The sequence below is a fragment of the Mesorhizobium sp. M0771 genome (assembly GCF_040320155.1).
In the GTDB taxonomy this organism is placed as follows: domain Bacteria; phylum Pseudomonadota; class Alphaproteobacteria; order Rhizobiales; family Rhizobiaceae; genus Mesorhizobium.
On the sequence record NZ_JAMYPC010000002.1, the window covers coordinates 127367 to 149881 of the forward strand.

The following is a 22515-nucleotide window of genomic DNA, read 5'->3' on the forward strand; positions in this document are numbered from 1 at the left end:
TGCGTTTTCGGATCAGGCCGCCAGCAATTGCTTGCGGTCGACGCGCTCCTGCTGCGGCGAGCGGGCATAGAGTTCGCGGTAGCATTTGGAGAAATGCGACGCCGAGACGAAGCCGCAGGCGACCGCTACCTCGACCACCGGCATCGAGGACTGGATCAGCAGGTGCCGGGCGCGGTCGAGGCGGATTTCCAAGTAGTAGCGGGCAGGGGATCTGCCCATCTCGGTGCGGAACAGGCGCTCGATCTGGCGGCGCGACAGGTCGACATGGTCGGCGATCTCGATCAGCGACAGCGGTTCGGAGAGATTGCCTTCCATCAGTTCGATGATGGTCAGCACCTTGGAATTCTGCACGCCGAGGCGGGCGCGCAGCGGCAGGCGCTGGCGGTCGGTGGGGCTGCGCACGCGGTCGGTCAGCACCTGCTCGCACACGCGGTTGACCAGATTGTCGTCGAAATCGTCGCCGATCAGCTTGAGCATCATGTCGAGGGCGGCGGTGCCGCCGGCGCAGGTGTAGATGTTCTGGTCGATCTCGAAGAGGTCGGCAAAGACGTTGGCCTTGGGAAAGGCCTCGGAAAAGCCCGGCAGGTTTTCCCAATGGATGGCGCAGCGCTTGTTGGAGAGCAGGCCGGCGGCGGCAAGGATATGCGCGCCGGTGCACAGGCCGCCGACGGCGACGCCTCTGTTGTATTCCTCGCGCAGCCAGGCGAAGGCCGACCTATTCTGGTAGCGCTCGACATTCATGCCGCTGCAGACGATGGCCATGTTCGGCCGATCCGGCCCGGCCATTTTCTTGCGCTCTTCCTCGAGCGAGGTGTTGACGGCGCATTCGACGCCGTTGGAGGCGCGCACCGGCTTGCCGTCGATGCTGGCGAGGCGCCAGCGATAGGCCTCATAGCCGAGCATGCGGTTGGCCGAGCGCAGCGGGTCGAGCGCCGTCGCAAAGGCGATCATGGTGAAGTCCGGGACAAGGAAGAATACAAACGATCGCTTGATCGGATGCTTTACGGCGTTCAAGGGAACCTCACGCGGCCATGGCGCGAACAGGATGTCGCGAACAGCACAGCGACATCAGGAAAAACCATTCCTGTCAATCGGCTAGGGGGCTAAGCGGAAACTATATTTGCGACATGGGTCGCAAATGAGCAATCGTCCGGGATGACAGGCACGGGCTGCCGACGGATTGGGCATGGTGGCGGCGGCATAGGTGCCAAAAATGAGAAACGCCGCTTCGGTCAAGCCGAAGCGGCGCTGTTATCGACTATCGGCAGCGGCAGGGAAGCGCTGAGCGCTAGCCGTTATCTCAGGCAACGAAACCGAGGCGCACCGCATTCATGGCACCGGTCTGGCCGGGCATGGTATTGGCAAGGCGCTGGCGCTCGAGAGCGGTCGTCAGGTTCATTTCGCGGCGGGCAAAGAGGCGGGCAAAAAGCTTCATCATCATCTCCTATCGGTTGCTCAGACGGGTCGCCTTCGCTTGATGGAGTGGGGCAGCTCGTTTGCTGACGGTGATATAGGCCTGCGTGAGCAGAAACTAAATCGCAAATGCGAAGCGCTTGAATGGAAATGCGACATCGTTTGCGACATTATTGGGCATGGTGCCCAAAATTTACGATTACTTACAGTGTGTTACCGGCGACATTGAGGCGCCATGCAAGTGACGCATATGCGCTATGCAGCGGCGACACGGCTCTGAAAATCATTTGAGTGCAAATAAGTTGGAGAAAGCCTGCAGGGCCAATAGAGAAGGCCTGCCGGGCTGGTCTGCGCGGCAGGCCTTCAGCACAAGGTACACAATGGTTTACTTTGCTCCAGCCCAGGATCCGACGCCGTGGCGTGCACCGGTCTTGGTGTCGGCAGCTTCAGGCCAGCCGATATCCTTCTGCAGTTCGATCGGCAGCGAGCGGATCGCACGTTCGGTCTGGAAGCGGGCGCGGGCCGCGCTCAATTCGGTCGCAAGCCGACCGATGGATGACAGGATAGACATTTCATTCTCCTTTGGTTGTGGCACGTCCCGCATGAACGCGTTCCGTCGCCTGGATATTCCGCATCGAGTGCAATTCCGTGTCAGGAGCGTTGGAGCCATGGCACGTCCTGCCTTCGATGGAGTTGACTATCCTCCCAATCTGATGTTCAATCAAACGAAATGGAATGATGCTTCACATCAGAAAAATTGAAGGTCGATCCCGATGAACGCCCCACTCAATCATCCGCTGCCGCTGCTCGATCTCGACGTTTTGCGCACCTTCGTGGCCATTGCAGAGACCGGCAGTTTCACCACGGCGGCCAATGCGGTGTTCCGCACGCCGTCGGCGGTCTCCATGCAGATCAAGAAGCTCGAGGACATTCTCGGGCGGTCTGTTTTCGCGCGGGATGCGCGCTCGGTGACGCTGACCACGGATGGCGAGATGCTGCTCGGTTATGCCCGCCGGCTGTTGTCGATCAACCGCGAGGTGGTGTCGAAGTTCATCATCCCCGAGATCGTCGGCGTGGTGCGGCTCGGCTCGCCGGACGACTATGGCGAGCGCGTGTTGCCGCATGTGCTGAAGCGTTTCGCGCAGTCGCATCCGTCGATTGCCGTCGACGTCACCATCGACCAGAGCAGCAATCTGCGCCGCCGCATGGACGACCGGGCGCTCGACATCACGCTGCTGACCAATTCCTACAAGACCAGCGCACTCGGCGCCGAGGTGCTGCTCACCGAGCCGATCGTCTGGGCCGGCGCCAAGGGCGGCAGCGCGCATCTGCGCGAGCCTTTGCCGGTGTCGCTGTGGGAAGAGGGCTGCGCCTGGCGGGCCGGCGCGCTCGATGCGCTGAGCCGTGAAGGCCGCAATTACCGCATCGCCTATATGAGCGCCCACACGGCAGGCCAGCGCGCCGCCATCATGTCGGATCTCGCGGTTGCACCGTTGCCGAAGTCGTTCCTGGGCAACGACATGGTCGAGCTTTGCCCGAAGGACGGCATGCCCGATATCGGCACCTACAATCTGGCGATGGTGGTGTCGCCGGACGCCAGCGCGCCGGTCAAGGCCGTCGCCGACCATATCCGTGCGACGTTCGAGCTTTTCCGCGAAACCGGCAAGTTCTAGAGCGGTTCACCGTTTCACGGAAACGGCGAGCCGCTCTAACTCCTTGTTTTGACTCAATTCCCAAGGGAAAGCGCTACACGCTTTCCCGGGAAAACCGTTTTACACTTTTCCTGGAATTGCTCTGCTATTCCGCTGCTTGGGCGGGGCGCGCCGCGAGAGCGGGTCGCGCCGTGCGCCGCGCAGTTGCGCGCCGCTTGGTGGGCTCACCTTCAAGGAAGGCGACGATGCTGTCCCTGGCGCGACGCGCCTCCGGCATCTCGATCAGCGGCCAGACGTGGAACATGCCTTCCTCATAGACGACGTCGATATCGACGCCGGCAGCGCGTGCCTTTTTGGCGAAGATCAGATTGTCGGGGCTGAGCAGGTCGTGCGAGCCGGTCAGAAGCAGGGTCTGCGGCAGCACCGAGAGGTCGCCATAGAGCGGACTGATATGCCAGTCCCTGCGATCGATGCCGGCACTGTACATGCGGATCGCTTCCAGCCCGCCGGAAATGCCGAGCCACGGATCGTTGCGTTCCGCCTCGAACACTTCGGGGTTGGACAGCGACATGTCGAGGCCGGGTGAAATCAGCACGTGGCGCGACGGCAAGGGCAGGCCTTCCTCAGCCGCCATCATGGTCAGCACGACGGCCATGTTGCCGCCCGCGGAATCGCCCATGAAGACGATGTCTTCAGCGTCGGTCTCATCCAGCATCTGCCGGTAGACGTCGCCGACCATGCCGAACATGGCGTGGAAATCATGCTCCGGCGCGATGGGATAGATCGGCACGGTGATGCCGAAACCCAAGCGCTCGGCCACCTCGGCGATCAACCCCCAATGATAGGATGTGATCTGGAAGACATAGGCGCCGCCATGCATGTAGAGGATGCGCCTGCGTTCGCCGGCCTTCGGCGCGATTTCATAGACAGGGAAGCCATCGACGCTGCGCTCGGTGATATCGAGCTGCTCCCGCAGCAATGCCGGGGGATGATGATCCTCGGTCTTGCGGGCATATGCGATCCAGCGCTGCAGGTTTTCCGGGCTGGCAAATGCCTTCTTGCGGCTGTGCCGGAGGATGAAGGAAACGAGGTGGCTTTTGAAACTGGGCATTCGCGTACACAAGCTCGGCCGCAGCCGACTAAGAGAATTCCCCCACTGTCTCGAAGATCGTACCTCCAGCCGAAATGTCAAGATTCTGGCCCAAGCCAACACGGTTGTTTGATCAGCCAGGTCCGCTGTTTTGCGCAGCGCGGCTCAGCGCCGGGGCAGCAGCGCGGCGCGCAGCTTGACGTCGGTCGCAGCCGGGACCATGCGGCGGCCCCGGCGCTTGGTCAGCAATTTGCACTTGTCGGCGAAGGTCATCAGCGGCCCGAGCCCAGGATCAGACGCGACAGGTTGGTCTGGGCGTCGATGCGCGGCGACACGGGCCAGCCGATGTCCTTCTGGATTTCGGGTGGCAGGTTGTTCATGGCGCGCACGGCCTGTGCATTCTTCATGGCCGCACGAAAACGGCCCAGGGTCTCGAACATCTCTATTCTCCTTTGGAGCGTTGTGGCGGCGGAATAGTCCGGTCCGCCATTCGATGTCCGTTAAATGCTTCACGTCTGTATCGGACGGATTGCGCCAAAACAGCGTTTCGGTTTCCAGATCGGTGCGATCTGGAAACATTTGCATACAAATGAAATTGGGCGAATTGGCGGCCTTCGTAAGGCGGCTTATTCCCGGCTGCGCCTGGCGGCATGGCCTTCGCGCGAACGCCGGCGCGGGGCGGCGTCGCCGGCGACGCCATCCTCGCTGACGGTCTTGCGTGGCGGCAATTTCACCGCCGCCGACAGTTTCGGGAACGGATCGACCTTGTTGGGAAGCGCCATCGCGTAGACGAAATGCTCCTGGAATTTCGGCTCCAGAGCGGTCTCGATCTTCTCGATGTGGCTGACCGTGTCCTCGATCTCGCGGCGATAGCCACGATTGAGCAGCGCCATCCGCGCACCGGCGCCGGCGGCGTTGCCGACGGCCGAGACCTTGTCGAGGTCGCAATCCGGGATCAGGCCGAGCACCATGGCGTATTTCGGATCGATGAACGAGCCGAACGCGCCGGCGAAATGGATGCGGTCGACGTGTTCGGTGTTCTGCTTTTCCATCAGAAGCTTGGTGCCGGCATAGAGCGCCGCCTTGGCAAGCTGGATGGCGCGCACGTCGGTCTGCGTGATGGTGATCTTGGGTTCGCCTTCCTTCAAGACATAAGAGAAGGTGCGGCCGTTGACCGTGACGCGCGGCGACCGCTCGGCCAGCGACCCGTCGATGACGCCATCCTCGGAGATGATGCCGGCGAGGTACATTTCGGCCACGATCTCGATGATGCCGGAGCCGCAAATGCCGGTGACGCCGGTCGCCTGCACGCTATCCAGGAAGCCGGGGTCGTCGGACCAGAGTTCAGAGCCGATGACGCGGTATTTCGGCTCCAGCGTATCGGGGTCGATGCGCACGCGCTCGATTGCGCCGGGGGCAGCGCGCTGGCCGCCGGAGATTTCCGCGCCCTCGAAGGCGGGACCGGTGGGCGAGGAGGCTGCGACCACCCGCTTGCGGTTGCCAAGCACGATCTCGGCATTGGTGCCGACGTCGACGATCAGCATCATCTCGTCCTGGCGATGCGGGCCTTCCGACAGCGTCACGGCTGCGGCGTCGGCGCCGACATGGCCGGCAATACAAGGCAGCATATAGAGGCGGGCGCCCTGGTTGAGCTTCAGGCCGATATCGGAGGCCTTGATGCGCACCGCGCCCGAGACGGCGAGTGCGAAGGGCGCGCCGCCGAGTTCGGTCGGATCGATGCCGAGGAACAGATGGTGCATGATCGGATTGCCGACAAAGACGGAATCCAGGATGTCGTTGCGCTGGACATTGCCTTCCGCGCAGACCTTGTCGACCAGGCCCGAGATCGCCTCGCGTACGGCGACCGTCATGCCTTCGCGGCCGTCCGGGTTCATCATCACATAGGAGACGCGGCTCATCAGATCCTCGCCGAAGCGGATCTGCGGGTTGGAGGTGCCTGACGAAGCGGCGACGCGGCCCGACAGCAACGACACCAGATGCATGGCGATGGTGGTCGAGCCGATGTCGCAGGCCAGTCCATAGGCCTGGTTCTTGAGGCCGGGCCAGAGTGCTATGACGCGGGCGATGTCGCTTTCGGCATCCTTGTGGATGGCCGCGGTCGCGGTCCAGTTACCCTTGCGCAGTATGCCTTGCACCTGCGGCATCAGGTAGAAGTCGAATTCGAGGTTTTTAAAGCCCCAATCCTTCATCAAGGCGATCTTGAGGCGGTCGAGATCGCCCAGCGGCTTGTGCATGTCGGGCTCTTCGATCTCGACATAGCACATGCGGATTGCCGCATCGCGGGCGATGACGCGCGTGTCGGCATCCTTGCGGATGGTCTGGGCGTTGATGACCGTGTCCTGCGGCACGTCGATGACGAGGTCGCCGAGGATCTGCGCCGAGCAGGACAGGCGCCGCCGCTCGGGCAGGCCGCGGACGCGCTCATATCGCTCTTCCTTGGCGCCCTTGGGCGAGATGTGGTCGTTGGACGAGACGATCTTGTGCTTGGCGAAATTGCCTTCCTGCACTTCGATCTGGCAGCGACCGCAGGTAGCGCGGCCACCGCAGACGCTCTCGACATAGACGCCGAGCTGACGCGCGGCATCGAGCACCGGTGTGCCGACGGGAAACCGCCCGCGCTTGCCTGACGGCATGAACAGCACGAGCGGATCGGTAATGTTTGCAGGCGAGTTCACGATTGCGCGCTTATCCCCTGGCCATGCGGGCTTCACGGCCGCCGCGCCGGCGACCGCCATTGCCGCCGCCTTCGCCCGGAGCGTTAACGGCGGTGGGCGCTGCGACCGCCTGGCCGCCTTCGGCCGGTTTGTAATCCTTGTAGGTGCGGATCCAGTTGGTGCAGTTCTCGTCGGTGCCGTTGAGCACATTGGCGCCGCGCACGGCTTCCATTTCCTGCGGGCGAACCGGGTTCATGATAGCGCTAGTCATGCCGGCGCCGATCACCATCGGGATGAAGGCGGCGTTGATGCCGTGGCGGTGCGGCAGGCCGAACGAAATGTTGGACAGGCCGCAAGTGGTGTTGACCTTGAGCTCTTCGCGCAGACGGCGCAGCAACGCGAAGACCTGGCGGCCGGCATCGCCGAGCGCGCCGATCGGCATCACCAGCGGGTCGACGACGACGTCATGCGCCGGAATGCCGAAATCGGCGCAGCGCTGCACGATCTTCTTGGCGACGGCGAAGCGCACATCCGGATCCATCGAAATGCCGGTCTCGTCGTTGGAGATGGCGACGACCGGAACGTTGTACTTCTTGACCAGCGGCAGGATGGCTTCGAGCTTTTCCTCTTCGCCGGTCACGGAGTTGACCAGCGGCCGACCCTTGGCGACCTTGAGCGCTGCCTCGATGGCGGCGGTCACCGACGAGTCGATCGACAACGGCAGGTCGACAAGGCCCTGGACGATCTCCAGCGTCTGCACGAGCAGGCCGGGTTCGGTTTCGTTCGGATTAACGGAGGTGACGCCGGCATTGACGTCGAGCATGGTGGCGCCGCAGGCGGCCTGTTCCAGCGCATCCTTGATGACGGTCTCGAAATTGCCGGCGATCATCTCGGCGGCCAGCTTCTTGCGGCCGGTCGGGTTGATGCGCTCGCCGATGACGCAGAAAGGCTGGTCGAAGCCGATGATGATCTCTCGTGTCGCCGAGGCGACGATGGTCCGGGTCATGAAGTCTCTCCGCCTGATATAAAGATTTCTTTATATCGTTGTCTGGTTTCATTCAAGCGAATGGCTGGCCGTCCGCGCTGTCAGTGCGCGGTCTTCACCATATCCACCTGCGTTTCGGTAATGTCGTCGTGCAGTATGCTCTCGAGCCGGTCGGCGACCATCTGATCGTCGTGGCGGATCTCGCGTTTCCATGGCTGGCGGCCTTTCAGCACGCCCGATTCATCGACGATCTCGGCGACATATTCCTCCTGGCGGTAGGCCATCACATGGATGCCGGAGACACCAGGAATTTCCTTCACCTCGTTGATGATGTCGGTGCAGAGCTGCTTGCCTTCCTTCTTCTGGTCCTGCGCACCTTCCAGCCGCTTGATGATCTCGTCCGGAATATGGATGCCGGGCACGTTGGAGCGGATCCATTTGGCCGTCTTGGCCGAAGCCAGCGGGCCGACGCCGCACAGGATGAAAACTTTTTCCGTATGCCCCAAGTCCCGCGCCCTCTGCATGAAGGTTCTGAACATCGGCACGTCGAAGCAGTATTGCGTCTGCACGAACTGCGCGCCGGCGGCGATCTTCTTGCCGAGATGGATCGGGCGGAAATCGAAGGGTGGCGCGAAGGGGTTGACGGCGGCGCCGAGGAAAATTTGCGGCGGCGTCGTCAACTTGCGGCCGGACAGGAACTTGCCGTTGTCGCGCATGATGCGGCAGGTTTCCAGCAACGACATGGAATCGAGGTCGAAGACAGGCTTGGCGCCGGGCTGGTCGCCGGCCTGGACGCCGTCGCCGGTGAGGCACAGCATGTTGGCGACCCCCATGGCGGCACCGCCCAGCACGTCGCCCTGGATGGCGATGCGGTTCCTGTCGCGGCAGGCGATCTGCATGATCGGCGCGTAGCCCATGCGGGTGAGCAGCGCGCAAATGCCGACCGACGACATGTGGCAGTTGGCGCCGGAGGCATCGACGGCATTGATGGCGTCGACCCAGCCGTCGAAGATTTTCGCGCGGTTATAGACGTCTTCGGGATCGGCGCTGTCGGGCGGGTTGAGCTCGGTGGTGACCGCGAATTCGCCGCGCCGCAGCACACGCTCCAGCCGGCCACGCGAGGAGTGGCCGGGCAGCGGATCGAGCGGCAGATGGATGCCGGCCGGGTTTTCATCGCGCTGGCGGCCGATCACGCGGCCGCTCCAGTGTTGGCGTTGGCCGCTGCTTCACGGGCCGCTGCCGACTGGGCCGTCACCCGCAGCCAGGCCGAGGTTTCGCGCAGCGACTGGTCTACGGGCTTCTGAACGGTCAGGATCTTGTCGCCATGCTCCATGTTCCGCGAACCTTCCCAGGCCTTGACCCAGACGCAAGGCATGTCGGGCTCGACCTCGCAATTGCCGTTGGCGCGCACGCCGCCACACGGGCCGTTGCGCAGCTGCTTCGGGCAGTTCATCGGGCACGACATGCCGGTCGAGGACAATATGCACTGACCGCACATGCGGCAGTCGAACATGAAGCCTTTTACGCGTTTTTCAACGAACTTGATCGGCGCTTCTGCGCGGCCGTAGCCAAGGCCTTTCCACAGCGGATGGAGCAGCAGGAACATGTCTGCGAATCTGGAGTAGAACCATTCGAGCAATCGCGAATGGCGGATCGACCACAGCCTGATCGCAAACGAGCGCTGCACGCGCCGCTGCGGCGATACGGCGGCCGGCTTGTAGTCGGATTTCGGCGCTGCCTTCTTGACCTGCGTGGCCTGGGTCACCGCCTGGGTAACCCTTGGCCCCTCTTTGGCAGGAGTGGTTTCAGACATTTTCTTTCCCGCCCGCCTTGACCAGAGCGACCAGCCGCTCGCGGTCGTATTTCGCGTCGATGTCGCTGAATGCCTTCTCGACCTCGGCTTCGAGGTCGTCGCCGACCGGGATCGGATCGGCCTTGCGCCATTCGGCGAGGTAATCGTCGGTGCCGCCGGCGCCGGTGCGCATGGCGCACATATCGATCGCCTCGGTGAAGCGCAGCGGCAGTTCGCGCTTGGCGTTCTGCCGGCCCTTCTTGACGATGACCTGGGCGGGGATGTCGCGCCAATAGACGACGATCAGATCGGCCATGAATTCTCTCACTCCCTGTAGAGCGCCGTGCGTCCATGAGGGAAACGACGCTCCACCACTTTGTCCAGCAGGTGCGAGCATTGCCGGATGCGCAGTGGGGCTGCTTGTTATGGGACGACGCGCGCGCATTCAAAAGCGACGCTATTGGACGTCGCAAAAAGAAAGGCGAGATTCCGAGGGAAGGCTGGCTACCAAACCCGCTTGGTCAGGCCGGTCCAGAGATAGAACCAGATCGTCGGATGGTACCATTGTTTCGACGGCAGGCCGGGGTCGATCGTGACAAGCTTGCCGTCCAAGGCACCGCGGACCGCCTCGACGCAGATGTCACGCGAGAACGCCGCCTGGCGCAACGCATAGCTCGAAATAGTGTCGCCGGGCTCCGGCTTGCCGCGCGCCTGTTTCAACACGCCGCCGGTATCGACGCCGGCGTCGACCAGATGCACGGTGGTGCCGAAATTCTGGAGATCGCCGGAGGCCAGCGCCCAGTAGCCGCCATTCATGCCGCGGTATTTGGGCGCGATGCCGGCGTGGTAGTTGAGCACCGGGCAGGGCATTTGCGCCAGCGTCTGCCGGGACAAGAGCCGGCAGCCGGCGAGCAGCACCACGCCCGGGCGGATGTCGGCGATCGCCTGCAGGCAATCGGCTGCGTTGGCGGAGGAGACGTGGATGATCTTTTGTCCCGGCTTCGGCTCGGTCTCAAGCTTCTGATCGGCGATGAGCCGCTCTGCGTGGCCAGCGAAGAAGCGCTTGCCGAGCCTCGTCAACACCATCGTGCCGAGTTGACCGATGGCCGAAAACCAGCCCTGGCGGCGCGCCCGGCCGAGCAGCAATTGTTTTTTGGATTCAGGGCTTTCGAGGATGACGCTGACAGGGTCGAGCTGGTCGGCGATGGCGTTGACGATGGCCCAGATGTGCGGCCCGCCTTCGGTGACGATGACGATCGCAGCACTTTTTTCAACCGCTGATGCCATGGCGCGCTTTCTTGCCGGCGCGCAACCATTTGCCGTGCGCTGCCCGGCTCAATTCTGTGCCGGGCGAGGTTAAATCTTGATGACCGCCCGGCCAGCGAGAGACCAACGGATCAGCGCTTGAACTCGATGATGTCGAGTTTCGATTCGTAGTAGGGCGCCGGGAATTCGATGCGCCATTCATTGGCGCTGGTGCGGAAGGCATAGCCGACCTGGTCGCTTTCCGGGCCGCTGCCATAGGGTTTTGGCTTGTTGTCATTGACATAACCGGAGCCGAGATAGATCGCGCGTTTTTCGCTATCGTCGAAGAAACGGCCCTTAGTGCGTTGCGAGCCGCTGACCTTTTCCAGCTGCCAGCCGGAGCCATCGTCCGTGACCTTGCACTTGAACCAGCCATAGATGACCAGCGGGCCGGTCAGGCCCACCTTGATGGTTCGGCATTGCCAGTTGCCGCTCAGGTCCTTGTCGGAAAAGGCCACTATCGGCTTTGCCAGCAGCGCGTCGAGTTGGCTGACCTCAGCCGGGTCTCCCGCTTTTGCCTCGGCCAGCGCCGCCTTGCGGGTCTCGCCATATTTGTGGAGCCGCACCTTGTCGGCAGGCGTGATGATCTTCTGCACCTCGCCGTCGGCGCGAGCGGGCAAGACGAGGCAGAGGAGGCCAAGGGCGGAGAGCAGGACGCGAGGGGTCATCGGGACGTTCCGTGTTCGGATGGCTGAATCAGCCTGTTTGCTTGTTGCTCACAACTTAACCATCCGCGGCGGCCTGTCATCTGTTCTCGACAGCGTCCCGGCTCAAGAACCGCTTCAGGCGTGGGCGGCGGCCTGCGCCAGCCCGGCCGTCAGGTCGCCATAGCCCGTCGAGCGGCGCTCATAGGCGAGGCCAAGCATCTTCGCGGCCTGCTCGGCGACCTTGTCGAGTTCCGGATCGTCGGTCTGGGCGATGTAGATCAGCTTCTGGTAGTTGCCGAAATAGTCCTTGATCAGCTCCGGGTGCTTGTCGAGGCCGAGCGGCTTCATGAAGAAGGCGTCGAACTGGCGGCACAGGAAATCGGTCATGTAGAACGACATCATGTCGTCGTCGGCGACCTTCGCATAGGCGTCCATGCCTTGGTAGAAGGCAAAGCAGTGCGGCCCGGCCATGCGCTCGACGCCGTGCTTCTCCAGGACCCGGTCGAGCATGCCGCCGGTACCGCAATCGGCATAGCCAACGAAGATGTTGCTATAGCCTTCCGCCTTGGCCTCTTCGATCGCCTTGTCCATCGCCGGTGCGATGCGGTCGGGGTAGAAATGGAACTCCGCCGGCAGGCAGGTCAGGTCGAGATGGTCGAGCTTGAGCTGCTCCTTGACGGCCAAAACTTCGCGCGCAATCATTCCACAGGCGATGACCAGCAGCCTGTCGTCTTGATTCGGTTTCGTTTTTTGCATTCTGGCCATGGAACCCGGTCGAAGCGGCCTTCGTTGCTGTGGGGCGAATCTATCGAGAGAGGGATAAACCGTCCATGAAACTGTTACGCGTTGCGCCGATTGCAATCCTTGCCTGCGTCCTGGCGCTTACGGCCTGTGCCAACACCGTCCGTGGTGTCGGCCGGGATATCAAATCGACCGCGAAAGCCGTCGACGACACCGTCACCAAACCCTGACGCAGCCATCCGTTCCAATAGCTGGGAACAAAAAAGCCGCGCTGCAAGGCGCGGCTTTCGATTGTGGGCCAGACGCCTTGCGGAAGAGATCAGGCTGAAGCGCGCATATTATGCTTGCGCTTCATGAAGTCCTTGGCGGTCTCGACCGCCACAGCCGCGTCGCGGCAATAGGCATCGGCGCCGACGGCCTTGCCGAATTCCTCGTTTAGCGGCGCGCCGCCGACCAGGACGACATAGTCGTCGCGGATGCCCTTTTCCTTCATCGTGTCGATGACGACCTTCATGTAGGGCATGGTCGTGGTCAAAAGCGCCGACATGCCGATAATGTCGGGCTGGTGCTGCTCGATGGCGTCGAGGTATTTTTCCACCGCATTGTTGATGCCGAGATCGATGACGTCGAAGCCGGCACCTTCCATCATCATGCCGACGAGGTTCTTGCCGATGTCGTGGATGTCGCCCTTGACGGTGCCGATCACCATCTTGCCCTGCTTCGGCGCGCCGGTGGCGGCCAGCAGCGGGCGCAGGATGAACATGCCGGCCTTCATGGCGTTGGCCGACAGCAGCACCTCGGGAACGAACAGGATGCCGTCGCGAAAGTCCTCGCCGACGATGCGCATGCCTTCGACCAGAGCTTCGGTCAGCACCTTGTAGGGCACCCAGCCGCGCTCGAGCAGGATGTTGGTGCCTTCCTCGATCTCTTCCTTCAGTCCGTCATAGAGATCGTCGTGCATCTGCTGCACCAACTCGTCGTCGGAAAGCTCGGAGAGGATGATCTCGTCGTCGGCCATTTTTCTCGGGCTCCTTGCCGCACGGGATGCGATCACGGCGGCTTAAAATAATCGCGTCAATACCTAACCCGGCGGGGGCAGGTATCCATAGCTGATTTGCGACTTCCCGCAAAAGGAAAGCGACCGCAAATCTATTGGAATTCTTGTCGATTTTGCGACAGGCGTTGGCGCTGGCGGGCCGTTTCGAATAGGGTGCATGACTACGATCCGGGCGAGAAGCCGCCATACGCGGCCGCAAACGGTTTTTAGGGAAAAAACGATCATGGGTGAAAACGCGTCAGTCGACCAGGAAGCGTCCAATGCGCGACGTGGACGTGCTGCCAGCGGCGGCGCGGCTGCAAGGCGGGCGGCGCGCTCGGGCGGCGGACCGGGCACCCAGCTCACCTATATCAAGCGCAAGATCAACATCTATGAGGTCCTCAACGAGGAAGGCCTGGCGATTATCGAAAACAACACCGATACGGTGCTGGAAGAGATCGGCATCATCTTTCGCGACGACGCCGAGGCGCTGCAGCTTTGGAAAGAGGCGGGCGCCGACGTCAAGGGCGAGCGCGTGCATTTTCCCAAGGGCCTCTGCCGCTCGCTGCTGAAGACCGCGCCGCCCATCTACACCCAGCATGCGCGCAACGCCGAACGTTCGGTGCAGATCGGCGGCAACGCCACGGTCTTCGCGCCGGTCTATGGTCCGCCCTTCGTGCGCGATCTCGACGGTGTCAGGCGCTACGCGACGATCGAGGATTTCCGGAATTTCGTGAAGCTCGCCTATATGGCGCCGTCGATCCACCATTCGGGCGGCACGGTGTGCGAGCCGGTCGATGTGCCGGTCAACAAACGCCATCTCGACATGATCTACAGCCACATCAAATATTCGGACAAACCGTTCATGGGTTCGGTGACGGCGCCAGAGCGGGCCGAAGACACCGTCGCCATGGCCAAGATCGTGTTCGGCGACGATTTCGTCGAAAACAACACCGTGCTGACCAGCCTGATCAACGCCAATTCGCCGATGGTGTTCGACGAAACCATGCTGGGCGCGCTGAAGGTTTATTCGCGTCACAACCAGGCTTGCATCGTCACGCCGTTCATCCTTGCCGGCGCGATGAGCCCGGTCACGGTGGCCGGCACGCTGACACAGGTTCTGGCCGAGGTGCTGGCCGGTGCCTCTTTCACGCAGTTGATCCGCCCCGGCGCGCCGGTACTGTTCGGCACCTTCGCCTCGTCGATCTCCATGCAGTCTGGTGCGCCGACCTTCGGCACACCGGAGCCGTCGCTGGTTTCCTACGGCGCCGCACAGCTTGCCCGCCGGCTCGGCCTGCCGTTCCGCACCGGCGGATCGCTCTGCGCCTCCAAGGTTCCGGACGCGCAGGCCGCCTATGAGAGCGCCAACACGCTGAACTCGACCATTCTTGCCGGCACCAATTTCGTCCTGCATTCGGCAGGCTGGCTCGAAGGCGGACTGGCGTCCTGCTACGAAAAATTCATGATGGACATCGACCAGCTCGGCATGACGCAAAAGTTTTCCGAAGGCGTCGACCTCTCGGAAAACGGCCAGGCGATGGACGCCATCCGCCAGGTTGGCCCGGGCAGCCACTATCTCGGCTGCGACCACACCCAGGCCAATTTCCAGACCGCCTTCTACCGCTCCAGCATCGCCGACAACAATTCCTACGAGCAGTGGCTGGCCGAGGGCGAGAAGACAGCGCCGCAGCGCGCCAACGAACTCGCCCGCCGCTGGCTGGAGACCTATGAGGCGCCGTATCTCGATCCGGGCATCGACGACGGGCTGAAGGACTACATCGCGACGAAGAAGGCGTCGATGGCTGACGCCTTCACCTGAAAGGAGCCCGAGTCAGGCGGGGCTAAAGTCGCCAACATCATCCACAAGGAAGTCTGGCGGAGCGCTTTCTCCGACCCGGACAAGAAGGGATGATTGCGCGGCGCCGGGCTGACGAGATAGCGGCCGCGCTTTCCGCCGACGGCCTCATCCTGCGCGGCGGCTTCAATTTCGCAACAAGCGAAACGCCGCCGCATGGCCCTTCAGTTGCCCCCGCCAAATCCGTGCTGTTGGTGGGGCAGGCGGGAGCGGCACCCTGGCCGCATTTCCTGCGCTGGCGCGACCGGCAACCGCAAACCATTGCTAATCCGCTCGACACATGGTCGCGCGCAGTGATCGGTGCGGTGGCGGAGAAATTCGGCGCGCGCGCCGTTTCGCCTTCGGACAGACCTTATCTGCCGTTCCAGCAATGGGCGATGCGAGCGGAGAGGCTGAGACCGTCGCCGCTGGGCATCCTGATGCATCCGCAGTACGGGCTCTGGCATGCCTATCGCGGCGCGTTGCTGTTCGAGGATGAGATCGCGCTTCCTGAACGTCGCGAAGCGATTCACCTTTGCGACGCCTGTGTTGCAAAACCTTGCCTGAAATCCTGTCCGGTTGACGCCTATTCCGCGGATGGTTTCGCTCATCAGGCTTGCCTGGCGCATGTGCGGGGATCGAAGGGCGAACCATGCCGCGGCGGCGGCTGCCTCGACCGCAACGCCTGTCCGTATGGCACGGCCCATCGCTATCCGCCTGAGGTTCAGGCCTTTCACATGACGGCGTTTGCCGGCCTGTAGCCGGGTCGAAAGCCCGCACAAAGTGTTGAACGGGATTGTCAGGGAACGGCTTGCCCTGACAATGCCTGCTTATATGTATCGCACGACAATCAACGGGGCGCGCCATGGCGAAGCAGGACATTGAGATAAAAACCGAGGACGGCGTGGCGAAAGCCGGGCTGTTCCGCTCGGCGACCGCTTCCTCGTCCAGGGCCGGCATCATTCTCTATATGGACGCTTTCGGTCCGCGACCGGCGCTCGACGCAATGGCGGAGCGGCTGGCCGGCGAGGGCTGTGCGGTGCTGGTGCCGGATCTTTTCTATCGCAACGCACCCTACGGGCCGTTCGAGCCCAAGACCGCTTTCGTCGTCGAGGAGACCAAGGTCGCGCTGACGGCGTTGGTCCACGGCACGACACAGGACATGACCATCCGCGACAGCAGGGCGTTCCTCGACACGCTTACCGCTGAAGGTGTCACCGGACCGGTCGGTGTCGTCGGTTACTGCATGGGCGGGGCGCGGGCCTTGAATGCGGCTGCAACCTATCCCGATCGCATCGTGGCGGCGGCAAGCTTCCATGGCGGCAATCTGGCCAGCGATGCCGCCGACAGTCCGCACCGCAAGGCTGCAATGATCAAGGCGCGGGTCTATGTCGGAACGTCTGGGGTGGACCGCAGCTTTCCGCCGGAGCAGTCGGCGCGACTGGCCGAGGCGCTGCGCGTGGCGGAAGTCGACCACGTCATCGAAAACTATGCCGGCATGGCGCATGGCTGGTGCGTGTCGGACCACAGCGTCTTCAACGCGGCCGGCGCCGAACGTCATTGGAAGCGACTGACGACGCTGTTCGCCGAGACGCTGATCTAACGAGGCGTTGCCTGAAGTCGCAACGAACGGGTAGAGACTGCACGATTGGCGCGGCCTGTTAAAACAGCGCCAGTCGAGCGGGAACGAACAGCCTGATGCAATCCTATGATGTCGTGGTGATCGGCGCCGGTGCGGCCGGAATGATGTGCGCCATCGAGGCGGGCAAGCGCGGCCGCTCGGTCCTGGTGCTCGATCACGCGGCAAAGCCCGGCGAGAAGATCCGCATCTCCGGCGGTGGCCGCTGCAATTTCACCAACATCCACACCAGCCCGAAGAATTTCATCTCCGGCAATCCGCATTTCTGCATTTCGGCGCTCAGCCGCTACACGCAAGGCGACTTCATCGCGCTCGTCGAACGCCATGGCATTGCCTATCACGAGAAGACGCTGGGACAGCTGTTTTGCGACGGCTCGGCGCGCCAGGTCATCGACATGCTGGTTTCCGACATGCAGGATTGGGGTGTGGAACTGGCGTTGTCGACCGAGGTGAGGAACGTCAGCAAGACCGCGGACGGGTTTGTGCTGACGCTCTCCGCTGGCAGCGTCGCTTGCAGCTCGTTAGTCGTGGCTTGCGGGGGCAAGTCGATCCCCAAAATGGGCGCGTCCGGTTTCGGCTACGAGCTTGCGGCGCAATTCGGCCTTGCGGTGGTGGAAACACGGCCGGCGCTGGTGCCGCTTACCTTCGACGCAAGAACGCTGGAGCGGCTGGCGCCTTTGGCCGGCAATGCCGTCGATGCCGAAGTCGCCTGCGGCAAGACGCGGTTTTCAGAAGCGATGCTGTTTACGCATCGCGGCTTGAGCGGGCCTTCCATCCTGCAAATATCGTCCTATTGGCGCGAGGGCGACGAGATCCGCATCGCCATGCTGCCGGGGAGGGATGTGGCGGAACTGCTTCGCGCCGCCCGGCGCGTCAACGGCAGGCAAGCGGTGCAGACGGTGCTTGCAAACCATTTGCCGAAGCGCCTTGCGCAAGCAGTCGCCGAGCGCAGTGGGATCGATGGCAATCTCGCTGATTTGACAGACCTGCAAATGAAAACCGTCGAAGCCGCCGTCAACGACTGGCGCATCAAGCCGGCCGGCTCCGAGGGTTACCGCACGGCGGAAGTGACGCTTGGCGGTGTCGATACCAACGGGCTCGATCAGAAGACGATGCAGGCGAAATCCGTGCCGGGGCTGTTTTTCATCGGCGAAGTCGTCGATGTCACGGGCTGGCTGGGCGGCTATAATTTTCAGTGGGCTTGGTCGTCCGGCTGGGCCTCGGGCCAGGTGTGCTGATATTCAGGTGAGGCCGGCCTGCAAACGACGGCTTTCAGTGCTTCCGGTGCTCGCGTACCAAAAGTACGCTCCACTCCGGTTCTCGAAATCCATCGTTTTCGGCTCGGCCTCACCTGAATCTCAGCGCACCTGTTGCGCGTGCATCCGTCGCCTCGGAAAAAAATCTTTCCATAACCCCAAGGATTGGCCATTAGCCTTCGTCCAACAGGCAAATGATGGCGATGATGCTGGATGAAAGCGAAGCCTCCGACGCCGAATTGATCGGGCGGGCGAAGGGCGGAGACAGGGGTGCCTTCGGCAAATTGCTGGAGCGGCACTACGACTTCGTCTATCGCGCCGCCTATCGCTGGTGCGGAAAGAAGGCCGATGCCGAAGACATCGCCCAGGAGGTCTGTGTCCGTCTCGGCAAGGCGATCCGCGACTACCGCGGCGGCGGCGCGTTTACGACATGGCTCTATTCCGTGACGCTGAACGCGGCGCGCGACATGATGCGCAAGACGACGCGCGAAAACGTCAAGACCGAGGCTTTCGGCGCCTACAGCATGATATCGGGAGAGGCATCCGCCGAGCCCGAAGATCCGACTGAGGCGCTCTGGGCAGCGGTGCGGCAATTGCCGGACAAGCAGCGCGATGCAGTACTTCTGGTCTATGGCGAAGGTTTGAGCCATGCGGCCGCCGCCGAGGCGATGGCAATCTCGGAGACGACGGTTTCCTGGCACATCCATGAAGCGAAGAAACGGCTGAAGACGTTGATGCGTTCAGCCGGGGAAGTGTGACCATGGTCGACGACAACGAACTCAACAGGCTGCGCGACGCAGCAGTACCGGCGCCGGGCGAGAGCGCGAAGACACGCGCCTTCGAAGCCGCCATGCGCGCCTATGATCAGGAAAATATTTCTGCCGTCACCCAAGGATCGGTCGGCGGGCTTCGTCTCACAGAGCGAGCACAAAAGCTCTGGAGCGAGATCATGCAAAAGAAACTCATCGCCACGCCGGCCATTGCCGGGCTCGTCGCCCTGCCGATCGCCGGATACGCCACCTTCCATATGCTGAGGGAACAGCCGTTGCCGTTCGGCGGCGACGAGAAGATCACCGAGACGCTGGCCGACAAGCCGGCAACCAATGGGCCGGCGATCAACGCGCCGGTAAAAGAAAAGCAGGCGCCTGAAGGCGACAAGAAGACCGACGCCGATGTGCGAAGCCGCGACACCACTACGCCGCTTACGCCACCCGCGCCGCCGAAGCCCGAATCGACCGTTGCTGTCGCCCCGGCGCAGCAGGATGCGCTGGGACGCGGCGTGTTGGCCGAGCCTGCGCCAGTTGAGAGCCGCGAGTTTTCGCTTGACGGCAGTGCTGCTCCGGCCGGCGGCGCGCGGGTCAACCGCATGGCCGGCGCGACCGAATCCAAGTACCTGGCACAGCCTTCGACGATGCCGGCCGACCAGATTGCGCCGCAGGAGCCAAACCGCGACCGCGTCGAGGATTTCAAGACCAATCCGGTGCATGCAGCCCTTCAGGATCCGGTCTCGACCTTCTCGATCGACGTCGACACGGCTTCCTATTCCTTCGTCCGCGGCTCGCTGAAGCAGGGCTACCTGCCGCAGGCCGATACGGTCCGCGTCGAGGAGATGGTCAATTACTTCCCCTATGACTGGAAGGGTCCGGACTCGGCTTCGACGCCGTTCAACTCGACCGTCAGCGTCATGCCGACGCCGTGGAACGGGCACACCAAGCTGATGCACGTCGCCATCAAGGGCTTCGACATCAAGCCGGTCGAGCAGCCCAAGGCCAATCTGGTGTTCCTGATCGACGTCTCGGGTTCGATGGATGAGCCGGACAAGCTGCCGCTGCTGAAGTCGGCTTTCCGGCTGCTGGTCAGCAAGCTCAAGGCGGACGACACCATCTCGATCGTCACCTATGCCGGTGACGCCGGCACCGTGCTGATGCCGACCAAGGTCACCGAGAAGGACAAGATCCTCAACGCCATCGACAATCTGCAGCCGGGCGGCTCGACGGCCGGCGAGGCGGGTATCAAGGAAGCCTACAAGCTTGCCCAGCAGTCCTTCGTCAAGGACGGCATCAACCGTGTGATGCTGGCCACGGACGGCGACTTCAATGTCGGCCAGACCGATGACGACGATCTGAAGCGACTGATCGAGCAGGAGCGCAAGACCGGCGTCTTCCTGTCGGTGTTCGGCTTTGGACGCGGCAATCTGAACGACCAGATGATGCAGACCATCGCCCAGAACGGCAACGGCACCGCCGCCTATATCGACACGCTGGCCGAGGCCGAGAAGGTTCTGGTCGAGGATGCCTCCTCGACGCTGTTCACCATCGCCAAGGACGTCAAGATCCAGGTCGAGTTCAATCCGGACAAGGTCTCGGAGTACCGGCTGATCGGCTATGAAACCCGCGCCTTGAACCGCGAGGACTTCAACAATGACCGCGTCGATGCCGGCGATATCGGCTCCGGTCATTCGGTGACGGCCATCTACGAGATCACGCCGAAGGGCAGTGGCGGCGAGCAGATGGATCCGCTGCGCTACGGCCAGGCCGCGGTCGACAATGGCGGCGTCGCCAACGCCGACGAATATGCCTTCGTGAAAATCCGCTACAAGCTGCCGAACGAAGACGTCTCGAAGCTGATCACCACGCCGGTGACGTCGGCCAACGAGGTCGCGTCCTTCGACCAGGCCAGCACCGACCAGCGTTTCTCCGTCGCTGTCGCCGCCTTCGGCCAGAAGCTGCGCGACGAGGATGCGACCGCGAAGTTCGGCTACGACAAGATCATGGAGATTGCCACCGCCGCCCGAGGAGCCGACCCGTTTGGGTACAGGTCCGAGTTCCTTTCGCTTGTGCGCCTTGCCTCGGCGCTCGGCGGTAACCGGTAGTGGCAATACAGCCGGTTCCTTTCAGACGGGGGTCGTTCTGATACGGGGAACCGGCTACGGGCGGGTGAGGCAGGCCGGCGGGGGAAACCCTGCCGGCCTTTTTTCGGATCGATTGATCCGAAGCGCACAGATGATCCGCCTGATCGTTAAATTGCGCGGCTTTTCCGGAACGTCATCGCAATGCCCTGCTATTATTGCATGGGGTCGGGACTGGGCTTGGGGAGCCGGGAATTGCAGATCATGAACATTGGAAACACGACGCCGGCGGTGAGACACACGCAGGCGTCGGGAACGCTGTCGCCAGAATCCAGGCGCATCATGGATGACGTCGACGCAGCCCGGAATACCGCAAAGTCGGCGCTGACCAATGACCGCTTTCGTGTCATGCTGGAGCAGATCGGCAATCCGCAGTCGTCGGGTGACCTGGTGACGATGAATGAAAGCGCCGACAGCACCGCCCTGGATTTCAAGACGGCGCTATCGCGTTACGCTGAAAACAGCGAATAAGTTCGATATCAGGCCCGGGTGCGGCGGCGTTCGCGGCGGGCTTCGCTGGTCTCGGCGGTGTTTTCCGTCGCCACCTTGTTGCGCATCGGACCGATGCGCTCGACGATCGCCGCGACGGTCGGGCGTTCGGATTTGGTGTGCGCGTCGAGCGCCTTGCGCATGGCGGCAAGGTGCTGGAACGACGTGCCGCAGCAGCCACCGATGATCTTCGCGCCGCCATCCACCGCCAGCCGGACATAGTCGGCCATCAGCTCCGGCGTGCCGGAATAATGGATCTCGGTGCCACGAAATTCGGGAATGCCGCAATTGCCCTTGACGATCACCGTCGCTTCCGGCTTCGCCTCGGTCATGTCGAGCAGCGAGGCCAGGATGTCGGAGGCGCCGACACCGCAATTGGCGCCGACACCGAGCGGTGTCTCTGAAAGTCCGTCGACGACGCCGTGGATATCCTTGGGCAGCAAGCCCATCATGGTGCGGCCGGCAGTGTCGAACGAACCGGTATAGGTGTAGGGCAGGCCGACGCGGATGGCGGCCTCCGCCGCGGCGCGGATTTCGTCCGGCGCAGACATGGTCTCGATCCAGGCGACTTCGGCGCCGCCTTCCTTGAGACCCTCGATCTGCTCGGCAAAAGCCTCGACTGCTTCGTCATAGGTCATGGCGCCGAGCGGCACCAGCAACTCGCCGGTCGGACCGACCGAGCCGGCGACGATGACTTTCCTGTCGGCCTTGTCGGCGACCGCGCGGGCAATCTCGGCGGCGCGCTTGTTCAGCGCATGCACGCGGTCCTGCGCATGATGCAGCTTCAGCCGGTGGCGGGTGCCGCCGAACGAGTTGGTGAGGATGATATCGGCGCCGGCGTCGACGAAATTCTGGTGCAGGCTGGTGATGGTGTCGGGCGCTGCCTCGTTCAGCAACTCCGGCGCTTCGCCGGCCTCCAGCCCCATGGCGAACAGATTGGTGCCGGTGGCGCCATCGGCGAGCAGCACGCCCTTTTCGGCCAGCAGAGCATCGATGGGATTGTTCGCGGTCATCGGATCGACTTTCAGTATTTGAATGGAATAAGGATATAAA

General features: G+C 62.6%; 24 protein-coding genes. 9 read left to right on the forward strand and 15 right to left on the reverse strand.

The features are described from left to right. Positions 1-12: 12 nt before the first annotated feature. From NKI05_RS04145 to NKI05_RS04155, 3 genes are all read right to left on the reverse strand, one after another. Complete coding sequence (locus NKI05_RS04145) at positions 13-951, reverse strand: GlxA family transcriptional regulator (protein WP_348524244.1); 939 nt, start codon at positions 949-951, stop codon at positions 13-15. Between the two features lie 349 nt (positions 952-1300). Then, on the reverse strand, positions 1301-1435 hold the full coding sequence (locus tag NKI05_RS04150; RefSeq protein WP_023681787.1) for a hypothetical protein: 135 nt from the start codon (positions 1433-1435) through the stop codon (positions 1301-1303). Between the two features lie 363 nt (positions 1436-1798). Further along, positions 1799-1984, reverse strand: coding sequence for a hypothetical protein (locus NKI05_RS04155; RefSeq protein ID WP_023681786.1), 186 nt, complete (start codon positions 1982-1984; stop codon positions 1799-1801). A 202-nt stretch (positions 1985-2186) separates the two neighbouring features. Between NKI05_RS04155 and NKI05_RS04160 the strand changes: the two genes are divergently transcribed. Next, positions 2187-3086: a LysR substrate-binding domain-containing protein gene (locus NKI05_RS04160; protein WP_023670389.1), complete on the forward strand. Its 900-nt coding sequence runs from the start codon at positions 2187-2189 to the stop codon at positions 3084-3086. A 124-nt stretch (positions 3087-3210) separates the two neighbouring features. On the opposite strand, the gene NKI05_RS04165 is transcribed toward NKI05_RS04160, so the two are convergent. From NKI05_RS04165 to NKI05_RS04210, 10 genes are all read right to left on the reverse strand, one after another. After that, positions 3211-4176 carry an alpha/beta hydrolase gene (locus NKI05_RS04165; RefSeq protein ID WP_023688109.1) on the reverse strand — a complete coding sequence of 322 codons (966 nt, stop codon included), beginning with the start codon at positions 4174-4176 and terminating at the stop codon, positions 3211-3213. A 251-nt stretch (positions 4177-4427) separates the two neighbouring features. Beyond that, positions 4428-4595 (reverse strand): hypothetical protein, encoded by a 168-nt coding sequence (locus tag NKI05_RS04170; protein ID WP_196813564.1) that lies wholly within the window; start codon positions 4593-4595, stop codon positions 4428-4430. 186 nt (positions 4596-4781) lie between these two features. Continuing rightward, complete coding sequence (locus NKI05_RS04175) at positions 4782-6911, reverse strand: ASKHA domain-containing protein (protein WP_032894226.1); 2130 nt, start codon at positions 6909-6911, stop codon at positions 4782-4784. Beyond that, positions 6862-7836, reverse strand: coding sequence for a methyltetrahydrofolate cobalamin methyltransferase (locus NKI05_RS04180; protein WP_023670394.1), 975 nt, complete (start codon positions 7834-7836; stop codon positions 6862-6864). Before NKI05_RS04180 ends, NKI05_RS04175 begins: the two co-directional genes overlap by 50 nt. An 80-nt stretch (positions 7837-7916) precedes the next feature. Further along, complete coding sequence (locus NKI05_RS04185; protein ID WP_023670395.1) at positions 7917-9008, reverse strand: methylenetetrahydrofolate reductase; 1092 nt, start codon at positions 9006-9008, stop codon at positions 7917-7919. After that, the gene (locus tag NKI05_RS04190; RefSeq protein ID WP_352792191.1) at positions 9005-9628 is read right to left on the reverse strand and encodes a methylenetetrahydrofolate reductase C-terminal domain-containing protein; all 624 of its coding nucleotides are present in this window, start codon (positions 9626-9628) and stop codon (positions 9005-9007) included. Before NKI05_RS04190 ends, NKI05_RS04185 begins: the two co-directional genes overlap by 4 nt. Beyond that, complete coding sequence (locus tag NKI05_RS04195) at positions 9621-9923, reverse strand: virulence factor (protein WP_023670397.1); 303 nt, start codon at positions 9921-9923, stop codon at positions 9621-9623. The genes NKI05_RS04190 and NKI05_RS04195 overlap by 8 nt, the downstream gene beginning before the upstream one ends. A gap of 188 nt (positions 9924-10111) precedes the next feature. Next, positions 10112-10894: a formyl transferase gene (locus NKI05_RS04200; RefSeq protein ID WP_023815493.1), complete on the reverse strand. Its 783-nt coding sequence runs from the start codon at positions 10892-10894 to the stop codon at positions 10112-10114. 110 nt (positions 10895-11004) lie between these two features. Further along, positions 11005-11580 (reverse strand): DUF4893 domain-containing protein, encoded by a 576-nt coding sequence (locus NKI05_RS04205; RefSeq protein WP_023681777.1) that lies wholly within the window; start codon positions 11578-11580, stop codon positions 11005-11007. 114 nt (positions 11581-11694) lie between these two features. After that, on the reverse strand, positions 11695-12324 hold the full coding sequence (locus NKI05_RS04210; protein WP_023681776.1) for a DUF1638 domain-containing protein: 630 nt from the start codon (positions 12322-12324) through the stop codon (positions 11695-11697). Positions 12325-12389: 65 nt separating this feature from the next. Between NKI05_RS04210 and NKI05_RS04215 the strand changes: the two genes are divergently transcribed. After that, on the forward strand, positions 12390-12530 hold the full coding sequence (locus tag NKI05_RS04215) for an entericidin A/B family lipoprotein (RefSeq protein ID WP_023670401.1): 141 nt from the start codon (positions 12390-12392) through the stop codon (positions 12528-12530). Between the two features lie 89 nt (positions 12531-12619). Here NKI05_RS04215 and NKI05_RS04220 read toward each other — a convergent pair whose 3' ends face one another. Continuing rightward, on the reverse strand, positions 12620-13318 hold the full coding sequence (locus NKI05_RS04220) for a cobalamin B12-binding domain-containing protein (RefSeq protein WP_023670402.1): 699 nt from the start codon (positions 13316-13318) through the stop codon (positions 12620-12622). 262 nt (positions 13319-13580) lie between these two features. Between NKI05_RS04220 and NKI05_RS04225 the strand changes: the two genes are divergently transcribed. The 7 genes from NKI05_RS04225 (at position 13581) to NKI05_RS04255 (ending at position 21444) form a co-directional block, all read left to right on the forward strand. Continuing rightward, complete coding sequence (locus NKI05_RS04225; protein ID WP_023735236.1) at positions 13581-15155, forward strand: trimethylamine methyltransferase family protein; 1575 nt, start codon at positions 13581-13583, stop codon at positions 15153-15155. An 89-nt stretch (positions 15156-15244) separates the two neighbouring features. Further along, complete coding sequence (locus tag NKI05_RS04230; protein WP_023681775.1) at positions 15245-15931, forward strand: hypothetical protein; 687 nt, start codon at positions 15245-15247, stop codon at positions 15929-15931. A 104-nt stretch (positions 15932-16035) separates the two neighbouring features. Beyond that, complete coding sequence (locus NKI05_RS04235; protein ID WP_023815492.1) at positions 16036-16773, forward strand: dienelactone hydrolase family protein; 738 nt, start codon at positions 16036-16038, stop codon at positions 16771-16773. 95 nt (positions 16774-16868) lie between these two features. After that, positions 16869-18047, forward strand: coding sequence for a BaiN/RdsA family NAD(P)/FAD-dependent oxidoreductase (locus NKI05_RS04240; RefSeq protein ID WP_023700323.1), 1179 nt, complete (start codon positions 16869-16871; stop codon positions 18045-18047). Between the two features lie 215 nt (positions 18048-18262). Next, positions 18263-18823: an RNA polymerase sigma factor gene (locus tag NKI05_RS04245; RefSeq protein ID WP_023696454.1), complete on the forward strand. Its 561-nt coding sequence runs from the start codon at positions 18263-18265 to the stop codon at positions 18821-18823. A gap of 2 nt (positions 18824-18825) precedes the next feature. Then, the gene (locus NKI05_RS04250) at positions 18826-20937 is read left to right on the forward strand and encodes a vWA domain-containing protein (RefSeq protein WP_023815491.1); all 2112 of its coding nucleotides are present in this window, start codon (positions 18826-18828) and stop codon (positions 20935-20937) included. Between the two features lie 240 nt (positions 20938-21177). Continuing rightward, positions 21178-21444 (forward strand): hypothetical protein, encoded by a 267-nt coding sequence (locus tag NKI05_RS04255; protein ID WP_023753429.1) that lies wholly within the window; start codon positions 21178-21180, stop codon positions 21442-21444. Between the two features lie 8 nt (positions 21445-21452). On the opposite strand, the gene bmt is transcribed toward NKI05_RS04255, so the two are convergent. Beyond that, positions 21453-22475, reverse strand: a complete 1023-nt coding sequence (gene bmt / locus NKI05_RS04260; protein WP_023746823.1) for a betaine--homocysteine S-methyltransferase — start codon at positions 22473-22475, stop codon at positions 21453-21455. Positions 22476-22515: the final 40 nt, after the last annotated feature.

Coding starts and splice junctions, on each gene's coding strand:
- NKI05_RS04145 (WP_348524244.1), bottom strand. CDS start 951: ATGATCGCCTTTGCGACGGCGCTCGACCCGCTGCGCTCGGCCAACCGC.
- NKI05_RS04150 (WP_023681787.1), bottom strand. CDS start 1,435: ATGAAGCTTTTTGCCCGCCTCTTTGCCCGCCGCGAAATGAACCTGACG.
- NKI05_RS04155 (WP_023681786.1), bottom strand. CDS start 1,984: ATGTCTATCCTGTCATCCATCGGTCGGCTTGCGACCGAATTGAGCGCG.
- NKI05_RS04160 (WP_023670389.1), top strand. CDS start 2,187: ATGAACGCCCCACTCAATCATCCGCTGCCGCTGCTCGATCTCGACGTT.
- NKI05_RS04165 (WP_023688109.1), bottom strand. CDS start 4,176: ATGCCCAGTTTCAAAAGCCACCTCGTTTCCTTCATCCTCCGGCACAGC.
- NKI05_RS04170 (WP_196813564.1), bottom strand. CDS start 4,595: ATGTTCGAGACCCTGGGCCGTTTTCGTGCGGCCATGAAGAATGCACAG.
- NKI05_RS04175 (WP_032894226.1), bottom strand. CDS start 6,911: ATGGCGGTCGCCGGCGCGGCGGCCGTGAAGCCCGCATGGCCAGGGGAT.
- NKI05_RS04180 (WP_023670394.1), bottom strand. CDS start 7,836: ATGACCCGGACCATCGTCGCCTCGGCGACACGAGAGATCATCATCGGC.
- NKI05_RS04190 (WP_352792191.1), bottom strand. CDS start 9,628: ATGTCTGAAACCACTCCTGCCAAAGAGGGGCCAAGGGTTACCCAGGCG.
- NKI05_RS04195 (WP_023670397.1), bottom strand. CDS start 9,923: ATGGCCGATCTGATCGTCGTCTATTGGCGCGACATCCCCGCCCAGGTC.
- NKI05_RS04200 (WP_023815493.1), bottom strand. CDS start 10,894: ATGGCATCAGCGGTTGAAAAAAGTGCTGCGATCGTCATCGTCACCGAA.
- NKI05_RS04205 (WP_023681777.1), bottom strand. CDS start 11,580: ATGACCCCTCGCGTCCTGCTCTCCGCCCTTGGCCTCCTCTGCCTCGTC.
- NKI05_RS04210 (WP_023681776.1), bottom strand. CDS start 12,324: ATGGCCAGAATGCAAAAAACGAAACCGAATCAAGACGACAGGCTGCTG.
- NKI05_RS04215 (WP_023670401.1), top strand. CDS start 12,390: ATGAAACTGTTACGCGTTGCGCCGATTGCAATCCTTGCCTGCGTCCTG.
- NKI05_RS04220 (WP_023670402.1), bottom strand. CDS start 13,318: ATGGCCGACGACGAGATCATCCTCTCCGAGCTTTCCGACGACGAGTTG.
- NKI05_RS04225 (WP_023735236.1), top strand. CDS start 13,581: ATGGGTGAAAACGCGTCAGTCGACCAGGAAGCGTCCAATGCGCGACGT.
- NKI05_RS04230 (WP_023681775.1), top strand. CDS start 15,245: ATGATTGCGCGGCGCCGGGCTGACGAGATAGCGGCCGCGCTTTCCGCC.
- NKI05_RS04235 (WP_023815492.1), top strand. CDS start 16,036: ATGGCGAAGCAGGACATTGAGATAAAAACCGAGGACGGCGTGGCGAAA.
- NKI05_RS04240 (WP_023700323.1), top strand. CDS start 16,869: ATGCAATCCTATGATGTCGTGGTGATCGGCGCCGGTGCGGCCGGAATG.
- NKI05_RS04245 (WP_023696454.1), top strand. CDS start 18,263: ATGGCGATGATGCTGGATGAAAGCGAAGCCTCCGACGCCGAATTGATC.
- NKI05_RS04250 (WP_023815491.1), top strand. CDS start 18,826: ATGGTCGACGACAACGAACTCAACAGGCTGCGCGACGCAGCAGTACCG.
- NKI05_RS04255 (WP_023753429.1), top strand. CDS start 21,178: ATGAACATTGGAAACACGACGCCGGCGGTGAGACACACGCAGGCGTCG.
- bmt (WP_023746823.1), bottom strand. CDS start 22,475: ATGACCGCGAACAATCCCATCGATGCTCTGCTGGCCGAAAAGGGCGTG.